Genomic DNA, 21,345 nt, shown 5'->3' with positions numbered 1-21,345 from the left:
GGTTATGCGTACCGCGTGACGATCCAGACGCCGATCAGGATGACAACTGCGCCGACCACCTGCATCGGCTTCAAGAAGTGCTCGTGCAGCGCCGTGAACGTCAACACCACGAGCATGGAGATCGCCACCATGGTTGGATACGCCGTGCCGAGCGTGGTCTTGCGCAGTGCGGCCGCGTAAAGCACGAAGCCGACCCCGTAAGCGGCAACGGCGGCGCCGCGCACAATCCATGGCAGCACGTTCGATTCGCTGAGCGCGATCCCCTTGAGCGCGGCAACTCTCAGCAATACGCCGGCTAGGCCGCCAAACACGCCACTCGCGACAACAATCACCCAGTTCATCGAGCGGCTTCCATCGTCACTACACCGTCAGGCCGACGATCGGACAGGCCCCGGCTGTCATCCGATGCGTCCGGGCTGGCGACGAAGATTGCGTTGAAGCGGTTCGCGCCATGCAGCGCAATCAACACGATCGCGGGAAATACGATCGAGAAGTTTCGCGCTTCGTCCCTGTAGCCGAAAAAGACGAACAGCACCAGCACGGGCAGAAATGCTGCGAAGAAATAGCGCCGGTAGCGCGTTGGCGTCGCACGCCAAGCGGCCCGAAAGAACACCGCAAGCGGCACGAGCATCAGCGGATTCTCCAGGCTCGGAGTAAAGATGCCTTTGCCGATGAGGTTGTAGAACGACAGATAGGATTGGGGATTCAACCAGAACTTCAGGTTGTCCCACACGTGATACTCGACGAATCCGCCCGCGTTCCCGCTGTATCCGCTCATGATGAATTGCCGGGTCGCGATGCAGATTCCGAGTTGCAGTACAAGCCAGCCGATCCGCTTCGACACTGCCACACCCCGCTCGTGCAGGAGGAACAGCGCGAGCGGAACGAGAAAGAACGTTTCCTTGTTCAGCGAGAACACGGCAATCGTCAGCGTGCAGGCCAGCATGCGCTTCGTCAGCAGGAAATAGCAGGCACCCAGTACGCCGAGCAGTTCGAAGAAATCGTAGTAGTAGCCGCCCTGCTGAAACGTCAGCGGATAGACGAAACTGAACGCGGCCAGAAAGCCGACCGAATGCCCGAAACTCAGACCGTGAAGCCTCGCCAGCTTGTAGATCAGCAACAGCGCAAACAATGTCGACAACACGATCGCGATGTACGTCATGTGGTAGACCAGCGCAGCGACAGGCGTCCAGTATTCATCCGGCACGCTCGTGAAATAGGCGTTGCGCAGAGAGTCGTGCCGTTTGATCGATTTGAACAACTTGCCCTGTTTCGCAGAGTCCAGTTGCTCGGCGATCCATTTCGCTGCGTGCGGAAACGACGAGCGATAGACATACGGCTTCGGTGCATCGCCGTTCATCATGCCGACCAGGCTGTAGCTGGTTGCGAAGTTGCCCTTCTGGTCGTCGCGGAAACCCCATTTCAACAGCACGCTGTTGGTGATGTTGCCTGCGCACACGAACAGCAGTACGTACACGATGGCGAAGCGGCAGAATGCTCGCACCCGGTTCTGGTTCTTTTCCGTCACACTCATGGAGCCGGCAGGAAGTGAGCGGCCAGCACGATCGCCACCATGACGCAAAGCATGCTGAAGCTACCGCGGTTTTCGAGGATATGGACGATGGGATCGTCGTGCATGGCGCCGCGCACCGTCGTGATCCAGAGCCGTCCGAACAGATAGATCATGCCGATCTGCACAAACCAGAGCAGATGCGGAACCGCATAGCGTGCGGCGGTTTCAGGTGCGTTGATGAAAAGGCCGAACACGACCACTGCGGCAAGCGACGCGCCGATACCGAACGGCCAGAGCACTTCGAGATCGCCCACGCGGTAATCGCGGCCTGCCGATGTTCGCTTGTCGCTTTGACGTAAAAGCACCAGCTCGGAGCAGCGCTTCACGAGCGCGAGACTCAGGAAGGCGAATACGGAAAACGCAAGCAGCCAGCGGCTGACCGTGATTTCCGCCGCGATGGCTCCAGCGACGATCCGGTAGGTGTACAGCAGTGAAAGTACGAGGACATCAAGCAGCACGATCGATTTCAGGCGCCAGCTATATGCTGTCGTCAGCACCAGATACAGCGCGAACATGCCGGCGAATGCGGGCGATACCGCGAATGCCAGTACAAAAGCCAGGAGTAGCAGCACGGCTGCGCAGCCCATGCCCTTTGCAATCGACAACGTGCCGCTCGCGAATGCGCGGTCGCGCTTGCGGGGGTGTCGGCGATCGTTGTCGAGATCCCAGAGATCGTTCCCGATATAGGTGGCAGACGCGCCGAGCGACATCGATAGAAATGCGAGCACGAGTGTGGCGACCTTGTCTGTGTCGAGAAAGGCGAATGCCGTCAGCAGCGGGACGAACAGGAGCAGGTTTTTGAGCCACTGGTGGACGCGCAGTGCCTTGCACCATGTCGAGAAGGTCGCGCGTACATTCGAGAATTCTCGCTCGACCGGCTTGCTGCTTCGGACCGCCGCGGCAATGCCAGGCTCGACGCCGGCAAGAACGACTGCGTTTGCGCCGGCCCAGACCGGCAAATCAGCTCTGCTGTTGCCCGCATAGACGAAATCGTCGCCGATCTTTCGGCGAATGCCGGCGAGCTTGGCGTCGCTTTTCAGGTTCGTGTCATGGCTGGACGCAATGACGAAATCGAACAGGCCGAGATGTGCATCCACACCCTCAGCAATAGAACGATGCGCGGCAGTCGCGAGCACGATCGTGCGACCGCAGTTGCGTTCGTTGACGAGATAGTCGACTAGTGCTTCGCGATAAGGAAGCAACTCCGCGCGAAAATCGGCATGTTCCGCAACCTTGACTTTGAACGCAGCGCGACCGCCAGCGAGCCAGAAAGGCAAGCGCAACAGGTTTGATGGCTTACGCCTGACGACACGGATCACGGACTCCATCAACGTGTCCGATAGCGTCAGCGTGCCGTCGAGGTCGACGACAAGTGGAAGTTTGTTGGTTTCTCGCATCTAATCTGATTTTTTAGCGTCAATTTCGACCATCGATAAGGCCGAACCCCTCTCACCACCAAAAGCACAAAACTTTATCAATCACTGAATTTAAACAACAGATCTCAAATAATTTACTCCACCAACCAATCAACACCCAAACTACAAATCAACAAAAAACCAACAAAAATCAATTATAAATTTTACGAAAAAAATAAATCACCACAAAAATAACCCAATCGATACATCTCCCACAAATCATGCCCAATACACTCGCCCATCGCCCCCAATCCAACCAATTTCCGCAGGACACTCTCCCCCCAAGAACCATACACCATGATCAATCTCGATCTCACGCAAAGGAAAAGCGTTCTCAAACAAACCAACGGCCTCACGGCTTCCTACATGTAATCCAATCCCGAATCTTCCCAAACAAATCACTCCTTCATCCAACATTCGCCCCACCACCCACAAAAACAACGCCTTTCTTTCAAAATACTCAGGTGCATCATCCTGAAGATATAGCCACACAGCATCGAGAGCCATTCCCTCAACATAACTAACAATAAATCTGTAGCGATCATCATGCATCATCGTCGAACACTCAGCGTCGCCCACATATCCTACGAACCGTGCAACGTTCCATCGGAAGCCACCCAAAGAATAGCCGGCATATCATAAAAGTAATCAGTGAGATCAGCGTCATTCTCAGACGTAACATTCATTGGCCAATGCGACCGCCAATAATCCAAGATTGTTTTCGCATCAACATCCCAAACATCATACCCTTCTCGCCAAAGCTCATTTGGAGGACAGAATTTCACCTTACCCTGATCAAGCAATTTTTCCAGAATATCAAAGAATGCCTCCTTTTGATCCGAAAAATCAATACCAGGATTAAATCCACCGATAGCACTAAACAATCCCGAAGCCCATTGCCCAAAAGCGCTATCCAAAATACGTTCAACATTCTCAATTTTCATTACTGATCACCCCTCAAAAACTTAATTTCCTTATTCGCTGTTGCCCCAATGGCTACCCGTGGAACTTCAATTGTCCACACAGGACCCGTTTCGGCCTGTGACGAAGATACGCTTCGTAGCGTAAAGTTTCCCATTGAAGTCTCGACTGTGTAACGAACACCCGCAACACCGCGAATCGTCAGCGGTGTCGGATCCGGCAACTTAGTCGCCCCCGACAACTGCACGAAGTATTGCTGCACTTGTGCATCGGTCACGCCCGAGAACATGGCAGCCTTCCCTGAGTTAGGAAGCGTCGCAAACGTACTTTCTCCAATCTGGATGGTTCCTTGCGCATTTGACGAGAATAAATTCGCCGCCTGCTCAAGTGCAGAAGGCGTATTCGTTACGGGTAAACGAACGCTACCGCCCGAGCTCCCAGCCGTAGTTGCTCCAGGTGACAACGACGCACTCGCCCCATTCCCATACGGTTGATTACGAGCAGCATTTGCAGCCTCCTCAACATCGCCACTGATATTCTTAATTGCCGTCCGTCCGGCCTTCACCCCGGCAATCTCGACCGCTAGCCCCGGTGTTACCGAGTTCGTTGCAATTGCTGCGGCCGTCTCGATCGTAATGATGCCTGCATTGACTGCAGCAGCGGGATTCGTCAAAGCAAGTATCAACGCCTCCGTGCCGAGGAGTGCCAACGCAGGAACCGCTGCCACAATCGCAGCGGCTCCCGCCACTTTTCCGGCCAGCGCACTGTCGTCGACCAGTTGACTCTGCGTTTGAAGCAGTTGCTTGACCTGCTCGTCCGTGCACTTTCCTTGAGCGCAGAACGTCTTTAGCAAATCAACGTTTAGCGGATTTCTGGCATCGCGCTTCAGTAGCGAAATCTGATTGTTCTCAACTTCGATCTTCGCTGCGCCAGTCACCGTCCCGACATTTTGCCCTGATACCACAGCTACGCCAGCGACGAGGCTCGTCACGAGGTTATCGCGGGCTTCACGCTCAGATGCAGACATCCCGTCAGACGGTTTCAGCAGACTCCCCAACACCGAACTTGCCGCCGCTCCCATCGCGCCGGCACCGCAACTCTGGCTACCAGCAGCAGCCCCTGCGCACCCAACAATCGCGTGAAGCGCCGCCCGCGCCGACTCGCTACCCAGCGAATCCGCGATCTGCTTGACGCCATTCGCCCCCAGTTCCTGCAGATACGCCACCGTCGCGTTCTGTGCAAACTGACCGGCTCCTCCCGTCACGTTCCCGCCAGCCGCGACAGCCAACGCCGTCAACACCTGACGATAGGTCCCGCCCGGCCCCCATTCCGATGACAGCTGATCCGCTCTTTGCTGCGCCGCCGCACGTTGTTCCGGAGTCAGGCTCGCGTCGCCTGCGGCCTTCTTCGCAGCATCCACTTCAGCCGCGCGGTTCGTCACGAAAGTCCCGACCTGATTGATGAACTGGCTCGTAATATCGAACCCGGCCTGGATTTTCTCCTTGTCGAAGATCGGCGCAAGTGCGCCGCCAGTATCTGAAGTATCCCGATTGATGCTCGCGACAGTCTCTGCGGCCGACTGTCCGGTGAGCTGTTGCTGCCGGGAATCGTCACGAATTGTCAGCACGCCGCCACTGATCCCGCTTCGCGTCGTCGAATTCGCATCGCCCGAAGCGCTCAATGCAACCGGAGGCGCAACCGCGAGCCCGCCATCCCCCTTCGGCAACTCGGTCCCGGCAACCGGATTCACATTGTCGGCCTTGCCTTTCTGATCCTTTCCGATACCGCTCTTGTTACCGTTCGCACCACTATCGCCACCGAAGCTGTAGCCCCCGCTCAGCGCGACCTGCGAAGCATCGTACGACGCGTGGTTCTCGATATCGCTGTGGGTCAGCGTCGCCGTCGTCAGACTGTTCACACTGTTCTGCACAGCCTTGTCGCTACTCGCGATCACGCCGCCCTTGAGATCGGTGTTGCCCTTCACATCGACCTGAAAACCGCCGTCGCCCGCCTTGATGCCCGATTGCTCGATCACACCGTCGTAGTCGCTGTTCATCTTCGTCTGACCGAAATTACCGGCGACGCTCGACACGCACGGCGGCGGACAAACGCTCACCGATACGCCCGCGTTCTGCTGCTTCGAATCGTAGCGATCCTTGTCCTGCAGGCTTTCGATATTCAGGTTGCCGCCAACATCCGCAACCACCTGCTTGCCGGATGCGACCGCGCCTTTCAGATTCGTATCGCCGCCAGACTGAATGGTCAGTTGGTTGCCGGCCGTCACATGTGTATTCGTCCAAGTCGACGAATCACCGTCCGCATTACCGCGATTCCCGGCGACGCCCGCCGTGAATGCCAACCCGTTCTTGGCCCCAACGGTCAACGTCACGCCAACGGATGCGCTCGAACCACTGTTCGTACTATGTTGGCTGCTCGTGTTCTGCGCCGCCTGCAGATTAACGTTGCCCTCGGCCGCAAGCGTCGCGTTGTTACCCGCCGAGATCGTGCTCCCGATCACATCGATATTGCTGCCCTTGCCAGCTCCGGCCGCGGCAATCGTCACATTCCGGCCCGCCGATACCGTACTTCCCACCGCCGTGCTTGACTGCGCTTGCGTCTGACTATCACTCTTGCTCGCGCCGACCGATACGTTGATGCCGATGCTCGCCGCCGCCGTCACCGGGTTGCCACCGACCGATTTCACCGCGTCGTAGGTATTCTTCGCCGCGAGTCCCGTCGTAGCCGCCGCAAGCGCAAGCAGACGCGGATCGCCGCCAACGCTCTGCGCCGCGTTCGCCATTTGCCTGCCCGTCTGTACCGCGGCGACAACCGGATTGGTCACGCCCACCGTCAACCCGGATTGACGGAACTGCTGTTGCTCCGCGAAGTTCGTCGTATCCGTCGCAGCATCGATCTTGACCGTCTTGCCGACGAGGCTAACGTCGTTACCCGCGTGCAGCGTGCTGCCGGTTACGTGCAGATCGCTGCCTGCCGCGACCGTCAGACTCCCGTTCAGCGAACCAATCATGCTGCCCGTGTTCGTGACTTCGGTCGAATGCTGCTGGTCCGACATCGAGCGCGTGCCAACAGATACGGACAGCCCCCCGTTCGACATGAACCCGGACTCCTTCTTCTCGTAGCTGTTCGCCGACTGGACGGTATCCTGCGACGTCCCTATCGTGACGTTGTTCGCGGCCCCGAGCTTGACGTCGTTTGTCCCGACGATGTTGCTGCCCTGAATAGTGAGATCCCTCCCCGCCTGAATCTGTACCGTATCGCCGGACACCGTGCTCGCCACGCCAACGTTCGCTCGTGTATCGTGCGACTCCTTCGCCGCCGTTCCAGAAACGAAACTGCCGCGCTTGACCTGCACATTCTGGTAGCTGTCGTGCTCTTCGCGGGCTTCGGCGATCGTTACATCCTTGGATGCCGCGATCGTCACGCCACCAGGCGTCGTTGAGTTCGTACCGGCCGTCACCGACGAACCGGTCAACGTGACATTGCCTTTGGTCGCATCCGTCCTGTTGACCGCACCGAGCGTCGCATTCTGGCCAGCGCTGAAAGCCGTTCCGACGGCCTGCTGATCGTACGTACGATCGACCTCCTTCCGTGACCGGCCATCGACGGCGACGTTATTCAGTTGATGCTCGTCAGTCACCGCCGTCGCCATCAGATTCCCGCCCGCCACGACCGCCAGATCCTTGCCGGCCGTCACGGTCGCCCCCTTGAACGACGCATCGTTACCGCTTTGCATCGTCAGGTTGCCGCCCGCACTGACGCCGCTCGTCACATGCGTCGTCGTCGACTCTTCCCAATGGTGCTGGTCGTTCAGATACAACGACTGATCCGTCTTCGACTGAACCGTATCGACGTTGATATCGCGCCCGGCCGTCACTTGCGCATTGCCCCCTGCCGACAGGTTTGCGCCATGAATCGACAGATCCCGACCTGCCTGCACGGCGAGATCCCCAGTCGACGCAATTGTCCCTTGCTGACCGATCGTGCTCTGGTTGACCTTGCTCGCCCCCGCGACCCCGCTCACGCCAACCGTATCGACCAGCGTCGTATTGACCACATCCCGCCCGGCCAGCACGGCCACCCGGTTGCCAGTAATCTGCCCCGATGCATTCACGACGTCGTTGCTCGCCGACACCACCGTCGTGCCGTTCGTCCCGCTGCTCGCGATCGTGCCGCCGCGATTCAGAATGTCCGTCGCGGTCACGACCGTCTTCGTGCCGCCCTTGATCACGCCGCTGTTCGTCGTGCTGCCGGCTGCGTGGATCTCGACGTCGTCGGCCGCGATCAGCGCGCCGGTCGGCTGCAGATCGTTCGCACGCGTCTTCGCCAGATACACGACCGGCGCCAGCACCTGGGTCGTACCGCCGTCCGGCAGCGTCACGGTCTGGTTCACGAGCCACACGATGTCGCTCGTCAGCGCATCCATCTGCGCGGCGGACAGCGCCATCCCCGGCATCATGCCGAACTGCTTCGCGTAATTCGCGCCGCTCGTCATCAGCGCGCGATACTCGTCCTCGGCATTCGCATAACCAGGCAGGAACGTGCGCCCGGTCAGTTGCGTGATCTGGTTGCGCACCATCTGCTGCTCATACATCCCATCGCCGAGACGCTTCTCGATGCTCGCCGGATTCAGGTTGAGCTGGCCGAGCATGTAATCGCTTGAGATGAAGTTCGTGTAGCTTGTAAGGCGCGGGTCGGTGACGATCAGATACGGTTGCCCGGGAGCCGGATTGATCGAGTACAGACCGCTGGTCGGCAGCTTCAGGTCGGGCAGCGCACCGGTCGGGCTCACCACCGACTGCAATGCATCGACCGGCTTCTGTCCGGTTACGGGGCCGACCTTCGACTGCCCGGTGCCCGTCACACCGCCATTGGCCTGGTTCGCGCCGAGCGTGCCGCCAGTTGCACCCGTCGCCGAGTTTTCCGCGGCGACGTTGCGGTTGTTCACGTCCTTCGCATCGATGTTGATCGACTGGTTCGCGACGATCGTGCCGCCGGTATTACCGATCGCGACCGGTGCGTACACCCGCGACGGCTGCACGATCGTGCCGACATCCGAGCTGGTGTTTTCGTTCCACGCATAAGTGGAAACGATGTCGTCCCGCTGGTACTGATACAGCGTCTGCCCGACGTTGTTGACCGTCGTGCCGCCGTAGCCGCCCGAGCCCGCGCGGCCCGCAACGTCCGTATCGCCGATCTTGATCGAACCGCCCGCCGAGATCGCACTGTATTCGTTGTTGATCGTGCCGACGTTCTTCATGACGATATTGCCGCCGGCGACGAGTTGCGCCTGCTTCGCCTGGCTCGCTACCTTGTCCTGCTGGATCGTCGTCGTGGTGTCGCGCGAGATCTCGACACGCTGATAGCCGTTGTGGCCGTCGCTGCGAGTCGCGTATTCGCTGGCGGGATCGTAGTTGACATGCGGGTCGTAGCCGTCCCAGTAGACGGCCGTGAACGTGCCATTGCCGTTATCTGTCAGCGTGTTGTAGTAAATCGTTTGCGGCTGACCGTTGACGTTGATGACGAGCACGCGATCGACGGCATTGTCGCCGTTCATGCTGGAGACGATCTGGTTGCTTGAATACGTCGCCGTCTGCGGCGTCTTGTACGGCCCGCGCCACGTCGCATCGGAACAGACGCCATGATTCGGCGCCGCGTTGCCAGTCGGGCAACCGATGTACTTGCTGCGCTTCGTCTCGTGCTTCTTGTCGACGCTGGTCGTCTCGGTGTCGACCGCGGGAGCCGGGCGCGTATTCGTGAACGTCTCGGCTGCCAATTCGACACCGCCCAGCGCCTCGATCGACGACTGGTCGTTCAGCACCGTCTGCGCGCGATTGGCGAGGAACCCATTGGCGTCTCGCTGGCCGTTCGCCGCGATGTTGATGTCGCCGACGCTGAAGATGCTCGCGCCGCCCGTGTTCGACAACCGGTTCGACGCATACAGGTTCGCCCGATCAGCTGCCGCAATCACGGCCGCCGCGCCGGTATTCAAAATAACGGCAGCGTTCAGCGTGACGTCCCGGCCGATGATCGTCGCCGTGTTGTTCAGCGTCACGCTGTTCGTCGTGACCGTGCCGCCCTCGATTCGACCCGCGTTGTCGATCGTGCCGCCGTTCGCGTTGACGATCGTGTTCGCCGAGTTCAGGTCGGCGCCCGCCTGGTTGTCGACATTGGCCGCGTTGACGGTCAGCGCACCGTTGGCGTCGAGCGTACCCTGGTTCGTCAGCTTGCCCGACGTCGAGAATGCCAGATCGCCGTTGGCGTGCAGTTTGTTCGCGGCGGTATGCGTGTAATCGCTGGCAAGCGACACGCTGCCGTTGCGGCCGGCGACGACCGATCCGTCGCCGCTCAGCGAGCCGGCCGTCACCGTCAGATCCTGGTCGCTGCCGATCGCGCCACCCCGGTTGACCAGCGTGCCGGTGTTCAACGCCACGCTGCCGCCGCTACCTGCGTCGTTGCCAATCTTGCCGTTCGTGTTGTCGATCGATGCGGTGGTCAGCGCCAGCGCACCGTTCGCACGAATCGAACCGGCCTGGTTGACGAGCGTCGTGTTCGGGCCGTTCAGTGTCGCCTGGTTCGCCGCGGACAGCACGCCGTTCGAGTTGTCGAGCCGGTTGGCGACAGCAAGCATCAGATCGCGCGCTGCCAGCACCTGGGCGCCCTGGATATTCGAGAGCGATTGCGCCGTCACCGTCACGTCGCCGTTGCCGCCGATCACGCCGGCACCAGGCTTGCCCGCCACATTGACATTCGTGATCGACGCGCCGCCGTCGATCGTCGTCGCACCGGTCCCGACGTTGACGATCCGGCCACCACTGTTGTCGATGCTGTTGCCGGCAAGCGTCAGCGTTGATGTCGCGCCATTCGCCTCGATCTGGCCGCCGGCATTGCCGATCGCGCCCTGAGCGTGAGCATCCAGATTGCCGTTGGCCTGAATCAGGCCGGCGGTGTTCGTCAACGCGCCGTTCGACTGCAGCGTCAGCGCCTGCGCCGACAGCAGCGAGCCGTTCGAGTTATCGAGGCGGCCCGCCGTGACCGACACGCCGCCATTGCCTCCGATCGTGCCGCCGGCCGTGTTCGACAGCACATTCGTCGACGTCACGCTCAGGTTGCTTGCACCGATGTTCTTGATCGAACCCGCATCGTTCGCGAGACTATCGGCTTTCACCGTCAGACCGTTGTTCGCCTCGATCGTCCCGCCGCCGTTGTCGATCCGGCCTTGCGCGTTCAGTGTGACGCTGTCGGCTCCGACGTAGCCACCGGAGCGATTGTCCAGCGACTGAACTGCAACGTAAGCCTGTCGCTGCGCACTCAGGGTGCCGGCCTGGTTCGACAGTGCGGCCGCCTGCAGCGCGAGTGCGCCATTGGTCGCGATCTGCCCGCCGTTGTTCGACAGCGTGCCAGTCTTGATCGACAGCGTGCCACTGCCGGCGTGTGCGATCTTGCCATGATCGTTGACGAGCGCGGCCGGCGAAAGGCTCAGGTCCGTGCTGTTGGTTTGCAGCGTACCGTCGGTATTGTCTAACGTACCGGATACGGCTGTGACCATAGTGCCCGCGCCGGTTTGTGTGATCGCCCCGTTACGGTTCGCAAGATCGGCTGCGGTCAGTGCCAGTTGCGCCGCGTTGATGGTGCCGCCGCTGTTGTCGAGCGACGTCGCGCTGACAGCCGCCTCCTGAGCCGCGACAATGCTGCCGGAGGCGTTCGTCAGTGCCGTGCCGGCATCGATGTTCGCGTTCCGGCCAGCCGACAGCGAACCGCTGCCGTTGTCGAGCGACCGGCTCGTCGTTTGAAGATCCTGTTGCGCTGTCACCGTGCCGTGATTGACCAGTGGACCGGCCTGGATCGTGACATCTCCATTACCCCCAATGACCCCGCCTTGCGCGCCGTCCGCCGTCGTGCCGGCTGCATTCGTCAGCAGGCCCGTCGTCGTTACCGACAACCCGTCGCCATTGAGCGACACGACCCGCCCGGCAGCGTTATCCAGCGACGCGCCTGCCACCGTCATCCCGGCGGCGCTCTGAATCGTGCCCTGGTTGTTCGAGATCGCGCCGCCGCGCACCTGCGCCGCGGCTTGCGACACCAGCGTGCCCAATTGGTTGGCAAGTTGCCCGGCCGCCTGCACCGACAGCGGGCCTTGCGCCGACACCTTGCCCCCCTGGTTCGACACGTTGCCGCCCGTGAGTGTGACGCTGCTGTCACTCGATAGGTTGCCGCGATCGTTGACGAGCGCATCGGCCGCATTCGCCGTGACGGCGCCCTGTGCGCTCGTCGTCGCGCCCGACAGATTGAGATCGCCCGCCTTCGCATTCAGCGCGAGCGTACCGTTCGCAGCCGTCTGGCTACCGGCGAGATTCACGCTGCCGCCGGTCAGCGCCGCATTGCCGCCGGCCATGTTCTGGCCAGTCGCCGTGAGCTGCCCCGACGCGGTCACGTCCAGGTCGCCGCCGTGCCCGACGGAGCCGTCGTTGTTCACGCCCGCGCCGAGCGTGCCGGTCGAGTTCACCGAACTGGCCGTGATCGTCGCATTCTGCTGCGCGGCGAGCGTGCCGCTGTTCGTCAGATCGGCCGCCGTGTCCGCCGACACGGATTGCCGGCCGTAGATCGTGCCGCTGTTGTCGATACCACCCACCGCCGACATCGCAAGTTTGCCGGTTGCCGTGGTCTTGCCGGTCAGCACGAGCCGGCCGTTCGACTGCAGCGTCAGTTCGCCCGCCTGCGCTGCAATCGTGCCGGCATTGCGCACACCGACACCGCCTTCCGTGCCGACCAGATATATCCGGTCGCTGTACATCCCGCCGAGCTGGCTGACGTCGATCGCGACGGCGGGCGCTGCGCCGTCGCCCTGGATCGGGGCCGCCGCGAGCGTGTCGTGGTTGACCTGATTCGCGCCCGCGACGACGTTCAGGTTCTTTGCGTAGATCGCCGCATTCGCCTGCACGGCGCGGGCAATGATGTCGACCTGGTCGACGTTCGCCGCATTGAGCCCCGCGCCCTGCACGGTGACGAGGCCGCGGTTGACGTTGTAACCGACAAGCGATCCATCGGCGCCGTAGTAAGGCTGACCCGTGGTCAACGTGGCGCGCGACGTATTGATGAAGCCGCCACCGTCAACGACGATGCCGGCCGGATTGGCCAGCACCACTTCCGCGCGATTCCCGGCGACTTCGACGTAACCGCGAAGCTGCGACGGATTTGCGCTGTTGACCTGATTGACGATGATGCGCGCGGACTGACCAGGCCCGAAGTTCGGGTTCCCGTTGATATAACCGGCCTGCTGCGTATTGACGAGCGTCGGCGAGTTATTGAGGATCGCGCCGTTTTTCTGAACGTCGAACTGGTTGTAGGTATTGACCGACACACCAGCGCCGGACGGCTTCGCGATATTCACCTGCGGCAAGCCATTTTGCGTCTGGATCACATGCGTGGGCGTGCCCGGCGTCGGCACGATCTGCGCCGGAGCGAACGAAGGCGCAGCCGCCAGCGATGCAGCCGCGATCAGCAAACCCGTACCGCCAAGCGCACGCCGGCCTGCACGGCGCTCGCCGGAAGCTGATTTCCCCGAGGCAGTTGCCGTCTCTTCGACAGCCACCACCATTCCCCGGAATCTGGAATACACCAGACGGTAGGTCTTGTTGTTCATCGTTCTTTATTGGACTTCTTTTCAGATCGATGAACGGTAGCAAAGCAATCGTCAGGAAACCATAGGAAGACTGTCAACGATTGCCAAGCGTCGTAAATATGTGAATAAACTGTCTTTTAGGACGAGTCCTATTGCACTTTCAATATTCAATTAATTCCCAATCATTTAAGCTGAATCAACCGAAATTTGCCTGCATTACTTCCCGCGCTCTTTCCCAAAAGATCCGAATCCGATGGATAACGCACTGCATTGCGATAGTCGGCAAATATTCAAAAAGTGTTGCAGTCGATTGGCTTCCCATCGACCGACTCCCAGTCTGTTTGCATTCTGACGGATGCTGAACACGCCGGCGCACACCTCACTCCACCCGCTCATGCTCCCCCAACCCGATCGCCTTGTAGTCGTAAGTCGGATAGAACTCCGTCCGATACGCGCCCCACGCCGTATCCTCCAGCACGCGATTGACCTCGCGCAGCCGCGACGCCGGCAGCCGCAGCACGACGATCTGCCCGATCCCCATCGTCACAGTCCAGCTCACCACTTCGACGCCCGGCGGCGGAAACGCCTTGTAGAACCCCTGCTTCGCGAGTTGCGCATTCAGTTCGGCGAGCGGGCGCGACTGGTCGTGTTTCAGGAATACCGTGAGCAGTACCGCGTTGTCGGGTGTCGCGGCAGCCGAACCGGCCGGCACGGTCGACGTCTGGCCGATGGCCGGTGCGCTACAGAGCGCGGCGCCCGCCAGCACTGCGGCGATTGCAAGGGTTCGAATCGGGGAATACGGGAATGCCGTCATGACGCGACTCCATGGCTTCGTGGCCGGAGCCGCCATCATGCGCCGCCGGCCCCATCGCTGCAGCCGGCCGATGCGGCTACGCGCCGTCCGTGCCGTCGCGTTCGCGCAGCACGTCGATGAACGCACGCAGCTTGGCCGGCACGTGCTTGCGATTGACGTAGTACAGCCACATCGGCGGCAGCGTGCGGCACGCACCGGGCAGCACTTCGACGAGCGTGCCGTCGCGCAAGTCCTGCTCGATCCGCTCGCGCATGAACGCGAACGCGATGCCGACACCCGCGCGCGCCGCATCGATCACCGCGTCGGCATCGTTCGTCACGAATACGGCGTCCGGATCGAGATCGACGTCGCGCTGCCCGTCGCGCAACAACCATTTGTGCAGGCGCCCGCTCTCCGAGAAGCGAAAACGGATGCACGCATGCCGCTCGAGCTCGGCAATCGACGCCGGCGCGCCATACCGCGCCAGATAACCGGGCGATGCAACCAGCGCACACGTCAACGCCGGCGCGATCCGCACGCCGATCATCCCCGGCTGCAGCCGGTCGGCCAGGCGAATCCCCGCATCGAACCCGTCCTTCGCGATATCGACCAGTTCATTCTCGTAGCGGATCTCGAGCCGGACTTTCGGGTAGCGCTCGCGGAACGTGGCGAGCACCGGCGCAATCACGAGCGCACGCGCCAGCGGCAGCGCGGTCACGCGCAACAGCCCGTTCGGCTCGCTGCGCGCATCCTTCAGCTCGTCGCGGGCCTGCATGACCTGCCGGTACGCAGGCTCCGTCTGCCGCCAGTAGCGCTGGCCGGCTTCCGTCAGGCTCACGCCGCGTGTGCTGCGATTGAACAGCTTCACGTTCAGCTCGCCCTCGAGCTGCCCGATCGCGAGGCTGACGGCCGCCGGCGTCAGGCCCAGTGCGGCGGCGGCGCGCGTGAAGTTGCCGGCCGTCGCGACGGTCATGAACACGTGCAGCCCGGCCATCGGATCGCGTCTGCTCATCATTAAAAAAACTTGAAACTCCTTCGAGCGGAATGCGGATTCTCCCATATACCGCAACTGCCTACACTGGCACTGTCGTCCCACCGGAGCCTCGCATGAACCCGCCCACCGCCGCGCTGCCGCTCGCGGCTGCCCGCCGCACGATCGACGCGGCACTTGCGCATGCCGCATCGCTGCAGGTCGCCGGCATCGCCGTCGCGATCGTCGATGCCGGCGCGAACCTGCTCGCGTTCGCGCGCGCCGACGACTGCTTTCTCGGTGCGATCGATCTCGCGCAACGCAAGGCGCTGACGGCGGTCCGCTTCCGCGCATCGACCGGCACCCTTGGTGCGATGTCGGGCGACGGTCCGCTGCGCGGCATCGAACACAGCCACGGCGGGCTCGTCACGTTCGGCGGCGGCGAACCGCTCGTCGACGGCGACGGGCGCTGCGTCGGCGCGATCGGCATCTCGGGCGGCAGCGTCGACGAAGACACCGCGATCGCGCAGCACTGCCGCGACCGCTTTCCGGCAACCTTCCACTCCACAAGGTAAGCACATGGCACAGAAACGCATCCTCATCACCGGCGCAGGCACCGGCTTCGGCCGCGAAGTCGCGTTGCGCCTCGCCGAACGCGGCCACGACGTGACGGCCGGCGTACGCGTCATCGCCGAAATCGACGCACTGACGGCCGCCGCCACGCAGCGCGGCACCGCGCTGCGCGCGATCAAGCTCGACGTCACGTCGGCGCACGATCGCGCCCGCGCGGCCGAGCTCGAGATCGACGTGCTCGTGAACAACGCAGGCGTCGGCGAAGCCGGCGCGCTGGTGGACCTGCCGGTCGAGATCGTCCGCGACCTGTTCGACGTGAACGTGTTCGGGCCGCTCGAACTCACGCAGCAGATCGCGCGCGGCATGCTCGCGCGCCGGCACGGCAAGATCGTGTTCGTGTCGTCGATCGCCGGCCTGATCACGGGGCCGTTCACGGGCGCCTATTGCGCGTCGAAGCACGCGGTCGAATCGGTGGCCGAGGCGATGCAGGCGGAACTGGCGCCGCACGGCATCCGCGTCGCGGTCGTGAACCCCGGCCCGTACAGCACGGGCTTCAACGACCGGATGATGGAGACCACGCGCCGCTGGCACGACCCGGCCGTGCATACCGTGACGCCCGAGCGGCTGACGTTCCCGCTCGAACAGCACGACCCGGAGGAAATGATCGCGAAGATGGTTGAAGTGATCGACAGCGACGGCGGCGCGTTCCGCAACCTGCTGCCGACATCGTCGGAAGCGTTCGTGCGCGCCGAACAGGCACGCGCATGGGAGCGGCAGCAGTAACCCGCCGGCGGAACGGCGGCGGCGCGTTCCGCAACCTGCTGCCCCGGTCGTCGGAAACGTTCGTACGCGCCGAGCAGGCGCGTGCGTGGGAGCGGCAGCAGTAACCCGCCGCCGCCCACGCGCTCAGTACACGTCCCGCATGTAGCGGCGCGCCTTCGAAAGCCGCGCGACGTAGTCGTTCGCGGCCTCGTCCGACATGCCGCCGTGCTCGGCGACCACCGCCTTCAGCGCCGTATCGACGTCCTTCGCCATCCGCGCCGCATCGCCGCACACATAGAAGTGCGCGCCTTCCTCCAGCCACGCGAACAGCTCGGCGCCCTGCTCGCGCATCCGGTCCTGCACGTAGATCTTGTCGGCCTGGTCGCGCGAGAACGCGAGGTCGAGCCGCGTCAGGAAGCCGCTGTCGTGCATCGCGCCCAGCTCGTCGCCGTAGTAGAAGTCGGTCTGCGCGTGCTGCTCGCCGAAGAACAGCCAGTTGCGCCCGCGCGCGCCGCGCGCCTGCCGTTCGTGCAGGAAGCCGCGGAACGGCGCGACGCCGGTACCGGGGCCGACCATCACGATCGGCACGTCGCCGTTCACCGGCGGCCGGAAATGCGCGGACTTCTGCACGAACACGGGCACGCGGCCGTCGTCCGCGCGATCGGCGAGGAACGTCGACGCAACGCCTTTGCGTGCGCGCCGGCCGTTGTGATAGCGCACGGCCGACACGGTCAGGTGGATCTCGCCCTGGTGCGCGCTCGGGCTCGACGCGATCGAATAGAGGCGCGGCTGCATGCGCTTGAGCATCCCGACCAGCTCCGTGCCCGACAGCTCGACCGGAAACTCGTGCAGCACGTCCGCGAGCTGCTGCCCCCACAGCCATTGCTTCAGGTCGCCCTTGCGTTCGTCGCCGAGCAGCGACTTCAGCGCGCCGTTCGCGCTGCGCGACGCGATGAAGGCGAGCGTGTCCGGATGCGGGCGCGTGATGTCGAAATGACGCGCAAGCGCGTCGCCGAGGCGCACGTCGCCGACGCCCGCCACCGACACGGGCGCATCGGCCTTCAACGCGGTAACGGACAGCAGTTCGTCGACCAGCTCCGGGCAGTTGGTCGGCCACACGCCGAGCGCGTCGCCGGTTTCGTATTCGAGGTTCGCGCCTTCGGTCGACAGCGACACATAGCGCGTGTCCTTCGCCGCGCCCGGACGGTTGAGCCGCAGGTTCGCGACGAGTTTCGACGGCGCCGGATGCGCCTTCGTCGGCAGCAGCCCCGACGGGCTCAATCCACCGGTCTGCACCGCGTGCAGCGCGGCATCGGCTTCCTTGATCCGCGCGACGACGCGTTCCAGCCACTGGTCGGCGTCGCGCTGGAATTCGACGTCGCAATCGACACGCGCGCAGAGACGCACCGCGCCGAGTTCCGCGAGCCGCGCGTCGAGCCGGCGGCCATGGCCGCAGAACTGGTCGTAGTTGCGATCGCCTAACGCGAGCACCGCGAAGTGCACGCCGTCGAGGCGCGCGGCGCTGCCGGCCTGCAGCGCTTCCCAGAATTCGCTGCCGTTGTCGGGCGCATCGCCGTCGCCGAACGTGCTCGTCATCAGCAGCACGTATTGCGCGCCGGCGAGCGACGCGATTGGATAGTCGGACATGCACGCGGTGCGGATCTCGAAGCCCGCGTTCATCAGCTGCGTCGCGTAATCCTCGGTCAACGATTCGATGTTGCCCGTCTGTGACGCCCACAGCAGCACGACCTTCGGCCGTGTGCGCACGATCCGCACGCCGCCGGACGCACCGGCATCGGCCGGCAGCGACGGCGCCGCACCCTCCTGCGTCCGAGCCGGCAGCGAGCGGCTGAACAGCCCCGCGAGCATCCCGTCGAGCCAGAACCGCACCGGCGGCGTGAGCGGCGCGCCGGCCGGCAGCACGGGCACGCTGCCCTCACGCCGGCCGGCGCTCGCCTTCAGTCCGCTCACGAGCCCGGCCACGTACAGCCGTTCGGTGTCCGTCAACGGCGGCGGCGCGAGGTCGGCCACGCCGAGTGCGGCCGCGAAAGTGTCGATGTCTGCCATGTCGGATTCCTGTGAAGCAGTCGCCTGCGCCATCACCGGCGCGGGCCGCGCGTCGTCGGCGCAGGCGTCGGGTTGCGTCGTCTCTTCGTCGGCGGACGCGAACGCGTCGGTTTCGACGCGCCGCAGCGCGACCGCGCAGTATTTCAGTTCGGGTTGCTGCGATTCGGGATCGATCGCGTCGTTCGTCACCGCGTTGATGCACAGGTCGTCGCCGTACACGTCGTTCCAGTGCATCGGCGCGAAGCAGTTACCGCGTTGCACGCGCTCGGTCACGACGGCGGGCAGCACCGCGCGGCCGCGTGCCGAGCGGATCTCGACGCTGTCCTTCGCGGCGATGCCGAGCGCGCTCGCATCGTCCGGGTGCAGCTCGACGAACGGGCGCGGGTTGAGCTTGTTCAGCATCGCGACCTTGCCCGTCTTCGTCATCGTGTGCCATTGATGCTGCAGCCGCCCGGTGTTCAGCACGATCGGGAACGTGTCGTCGGGCAGCTCGGCCGGATCGACATGCGGCCGCGCGAAGAAGCGCGCCTTGCCCGACGGCGTCGGGAATGCGAGGCGCGGCGCGTCGTTGCCGTCGGCGGCCGGGCGCAGCGTCTGGCTCACGCCGTCGTTCAGGTAGCGGATCGGGTGCCGATCGCGCGCGGTGCCCGGCGCAACCGGCCACTGCACGGGCCCGTCGCGCAGCGCCGCATGGCTCGCGCCGCGCAGGTCGTAGCCGGTCGACGGATTCGAGAAGCGGACGATCTCGTCGAACACGTCAGCCGCCGACGCATAGTCGAACGCATCGCCGAAGCCCATCGCGCGCGCGACTTCGGCGACGATGCGCCAGTCGGGCAGCGCGTCGCCCGGCGGCGCGACCGCCGCGCGCATCAGCGTCATGTTGCGCTCGGAGTTGATCATCACGCCGTCGCCCTCGGCCCACAGCGCACCGGGCAGCAGGACGTCCGCATAGCGGTTGGTCTCGGTGTCGAGGAACGCGTCCTGCGCAATCACGAGCTCGGCGGCCTGCAACCCGGCGATCACGTTCTGCCGGTTCGGCACCGTGGCGACCGGGTTCGTGCAGATGATCCAGCATGCCTTGATGTCGCCGGCCGCCATCCGCGAGAACAGGTCGACCGTGCCCTGCCCGGTCTCCTTGCGCAGCGTGCCGGCCGGCACGCGCCACAGGTTCTCGACGAACCGGCGATCGTCGTCGGATGCCACCGAGCGCTGGCCCGGCAGCCCGGGGCCCATGTAGCCCATCTCGCGCCCGCCCATCGCGTTCGGCTGGCCGGTCAGCGAGAACGGCCCGCTGCCGGTGCGGCAGATCTTGCCCGTCGCGAGATGCAGGTTGCAGATCGCGTTGGTGTTCCACACGCCGTGCGTGCTCTGGTTGAGCCCCATGGTCCAGCAGCTCATCCATTCCTGCGCGTCGCCGATCCATTGCGCGGCCGTGCGGAGGTCGGCTTCCGCGAGCCCGGTGATTTCCGCGACACGCTCGGGCGTGTAGTCGGCGAGGAACGCCGGCATCGCGTCCCAGCCTTCGGTGTACGCGCCGATGAACGCGGCATCGGTGCGGCCGTTCGCATGCAGCAGGTGCAGCAGCCCGTTGGTCAGTGCGAGATCGGTGCCCGGCCGGATCTGCAGGAACAGGTCGGCCTTGTCGGCCGTACCGGTGCGGCGCGGATCGACGACGATCAGCTTCGCGCCGGCCTTCACGCGATCCATCATCCGCAGGAACAGGATCGGATGGCAGTCGGCCATGTTCGCGCCGATCACGAAGAACAGGTTCGCGCGATCGAAATCCTGGTACGACCCGGGCGGGCCGTCCGCGCCGAGCGACTGCTTGTAGCCGGTGCTCGCGCTCGCCATGCAGAGGCGCGAGTTCGACTCGATGTTGTTGGTGCCGACGAAGCCCTTCGCGAGCTTGTTGACGAGGTATTGCGCCTCGATCGACATCTGCCCCGATACGTAGAACGACACTGCATCCGGGCCGTGTTCATCGAGCACCGCGCACAGGCGGCGCGCGGTCTCGGCGATCGCATCACGAGCCGGCAGCGGCACCAGGTCGTCCTCGCGCGCACGGCGCACGAACGCACGGTCGAGCCGCCCGGAGCGGCGCAGCGCGACGTGCGCCGACGAGCCCTTCGTGCACAGCCGCCCGAAGTTGGTCGGATGGTCGGAGTCGCCGGACACCTTGACGACTTCGCCTTCCTCGACGTGCAGCACCATCCCGCAGCCGACGCCGCAGTACGGGCACACGCTCTTGACGGGGGTGGCGGTCATGCGCGCTCCGGGGCGGTCAGGCCGCGATCCACACGAAACCGTCCTCGACCCGCGACGGATACGCGCTCACCGACTGCTCGGGCGCCTCGAGGCATTCGCCGGTGCGCAGGTCGAAATGCTGCTTGTACAGCGGCGACGCGACGACGACGCGCTCGCCGAGGCTGCCGATCAGCCCGCGCGACATCACGGCCGCCTGCGACACGGGATCGACGTTGTCGATCGCGAACACGCCGCCTTCTTCGGCATGCGCGACGTGAAAGACCGCGACCTGCTCGCCGTTGACGAGTGCACACACGCCGGTGTTCGGCACGATGTCGTCGAGCGGGCACACGCGGGTCCAGGACAGCGGAAGACGATCGTTCATGA

12 protein-coding genes and 1 pseudogene are annotated in these 21,345 nt (G+C 63.4%); 3 read left to right on the top strand and 10 right to left on the bottom strand.

From position 1 onward, the window contains the following. Positions 1-2: 2 nt before the first annotated feature. The 8 genes from G3O06_RS18370 to G3O06_RS18335 all read right to left on the bottom strand — a co-directional run bounded on the left by G3O06_RS18370 (position 3) and on the right by G3O06_RS18335 (position 15,354). Entirely contained in the window at positions 3-341 is a 339-nt protein-coding gene (locus G3O06_RS18370; protein ID WP_205817045.1) for a small multidrug resistance protein, read from the bottom strand. Then, entirely contained in the window at positions 338-1,534 is a 1,197-nt protein-coding gene (locus tag G3O06_RS18365; protein WP_241020117.1) for a hypothetical protein, read from the bottom strand. The genes G3O06_RS18370 and G3O06_RS18365 overlap by 4 nt, the downstream gene beginning before the upstream one ends. Then, entirely contained in the window at positions 1,531-2,970 is a 1,440-nt protein-coding gene (locus G3O06_RS18360) for a UbiA family prenyltransferase (RefSeq protein ID WP_205817043.1), read from the bottom strand. The genes G3O06_RS18365 and G3O06_RS18360 overlap by 4 nt, the downstream gene beginning before the upstream one ends. A 237-nt stretch (positions 2,971-3,207) precedes the next feature. Then, positions 3,208-3,543 (bottom strand): DUF596 domain-containing protein, encoded by a 336-nt coding sequence (locus G3O06_RS18355; RefSeq protein WP_205817042.1) that lies wholly within the window; start codon positions 3,541-3,543, stop codon positions 3,208-3,210. Positions 3,544-3,572: 29 nt separating this feature from the next. Further along, entirely contained in the window at positions 3,573-3,932 is a 360-nt protein-coding gene (locus G3O06_RS18350) for a hypothetical protein (protein ID WP_205817040.1), read from the bottom strand. Then, complete coding sequence (locus G3O06_RS18345) at positions 3,932-13,570, bottom strand: hemagglutinin repeat-containing protein (RefSeq protein ID WP_205817038.1); 9,639 nt, start codon at positions 13,568-13,570, stop codon at positions 3,932-3,934. The genes G3O06_RS18350 and G3O06_RS18345 overlap by 1 nt, the downstream gene beginning before the upstream one ends. Positions 13,571-13,928: 358 nt before the next feature. Then, positions 13,929-14,363, bottom strand: a complete 435-nt coding sequence (locus G3O06_RS18340) for a hypothetical protein (protein WP_205817031.1) — start codon at positions 14,361-14,363, stop codon at positions 13,929-13,931. Positions 14,364-14,439: 76 nt separating this feature from the next. Beyond that, complete coding sequence (locus G3O06_RS18335) at positions 14,440-15,354, bottom strand: LysR family transcriptional regulator (RefSeq protein ID WP_205817064.1); 915 nt, start codon at positions 15,352-15,354, stop codon at positions 14,440-14,442. A 95-nt stretch (positions 15,355-15,449) separates the two neighbouring features. Between G3O06_RS18335 and G3O06_RS18330 the strand changes: the two genes are divergently transcribed. The 3 genes and pseudogenes from G3O06_RS18330 to G3O06_RS49995 form a co-directional block, all read left to right on the top strand. Further along, a complete protein-coding gene (locus G3O06_RS18330; protein WP_205817030.1) occupies positions 15,450-15,887 on the top strand; it encodes a heme-binding protein in 438 nt (145 codons plus the stop codon). 4 nt (positions 15,888-15,891) lie between these two features. Then, positions 15,892-16,668 carry an SDR family oxidoreductase gene (locus tag G3O06_RS18325; RefSeq protein ID WP_174915454.1) on the top strand — a complete coding sequence of 259 codons (777 nt, stop codon included), beginning with the start codon at positions 15,892-15,894 and terminating at the stop codon, positions 16,666-16,668. A gap of 17 nt (positions 16,669-16,685) precedes the next feature. Next, positions 16,686-16,772, top strand: a pseudogene (locus G3O06_RS49995) (short-chain dehydrogenase); the annotation flags it as partial. A 19-nt stretch (positions 16,773-16,791) separates the two neighbouring features. Here the strand turns inward: G3O06_RS49995 and G3O06_RS18320 are convergent. Together G3O06_RS18320 and nirD are read right to left on the bottom strand one after the other, a co-directional pair. Beyond that, positions 16,792-20,979: a bifunctional nitrate reductase/sulfite reductase flavoprotein subunit alpha gene (locus tag G3O06_RS18320; protein ID WP_205817029.1), complete on the bottom strand. Its 4,188-nt coding sequence runs from the start codon at positions 20,977-20,979 to the stop codon at positions 16,792-16,794. Between the two features lie 16 nt (positions 20,980-20,995). Next, the gene (nirD, locus tag G3O06_RS18315) at positions 20,996-21,343 is read right to left on the bottom strand and encodes a nitrite reductase small subunit NirD (RefSeq protein WP_011354949.1); all 348 of its coding nucleotides are present in this window, start codon (positions 21,341-21,343) and stop codon (positions 20,996-20,998) included. Positions 21,344-21,345: the final 2 nt, after the last annotated feature.

Source organism: Burkholderia sp. Ac-20345 (assembly GCF_017104825.1).
Lineage (GTDB): Bacteria > Pseudomonadota > Gammaproteobacteria > Burkholderiales > Burkholderiaceae > Burkholderia > Burkholderia lata_B.
This window is presented reverse-complemented; position numbering and strand designations above follow the sequence as displayed.

Excerpts from the sequence above, each read along its gene's own strand:
- nirD (WP_011354949.1), bottom strand. The coding sequence starts at position 21,343 with ATGAACGATCGTCTTCCGCTGTCCTGGACCCGCGTGTGCCCGCTCGAC.
- G3O06_RS18360 (WP_205817043.1), bottom strand. The coding sequence starts at position 2,970 with ATGCGAGAAACCAACAAACTTCCACTTGTCGTCGACCTCGACGGCACG.
- G3O06_RS18350 (WP_205817040.1), bottom strand. The coding sequence starts at position 3,932 with ATGAAAATTGAGAATGTTGAACGTATTTTGGATAGCGCTTTTGGGCAA.
- G3O06_RS18330 (WP_205817030.1), top strand. The coding sequence starts at position 15,450 with ATGAACCCGCCCACCGCCGCGCTGCCGCTCGCGGCTGCCCGCCGCACG.
- G3O06_RS18335 (WP_205817064.1), bottom strand. The coding sequence starts at position 15,354 with ATGAGCAGACGCGATCCGATGGCCGGGCTGCACGTGTTCATGACCGTC.
- G3O06_RS18340 (WP_205817031.1), bottom strand. The coding sequence starts at position 14,363 with ATGACGGCATTCCCGTATTCCCCGATTCGAACCCTTGCAATCGCCGCA.
- G3O06_RS18345 (WP_205817038.1), bottom strand. The coding sequence starts at position 13,570 with ATGAACAACAAGACCTACCGTCTGGTGTATTCCAGATTCCGGGGAATG.
- G3O06_RS18355 (WP_205817042.1), bottom strand. The coding sequence starts at position 3,543 with ATGATGCATGATGATCGCTACAGATTTATTGTTAGTTATGTTGAGGGA.
- G3O06_RS18370 (WP_205817045.1), bottom strand. The coding sequence starts at position 341 with ATGAACTGGGTGATTGTTGTCGCGAGTGGCGTGTTTGGCGGCCTAGCC.
- G3O06_RS18365 (WP_241020117.1), bottom strand. The coding sequence starts at position 1,534 with ATGAGTGTGACGGAAAAGAACCAGAACCGGGTGCGAGCATTCTGCCGC.
- G3O06_RS18325 (WP_174915454.1), top strand. The coding sequence starts at position 15,892 with ATGGCACAGAAACGCATCCTCATCACCGGCGCAGGCACCGGCTTCGGC.
- G3O06_RS18320 (WP_205817029.1), bottom strand. The coding sequence starts at position 20,979 with ATGACCGCCACCCCCGTCAAGAGCGTGTGCCCGTACTGCGGCGTCGGC.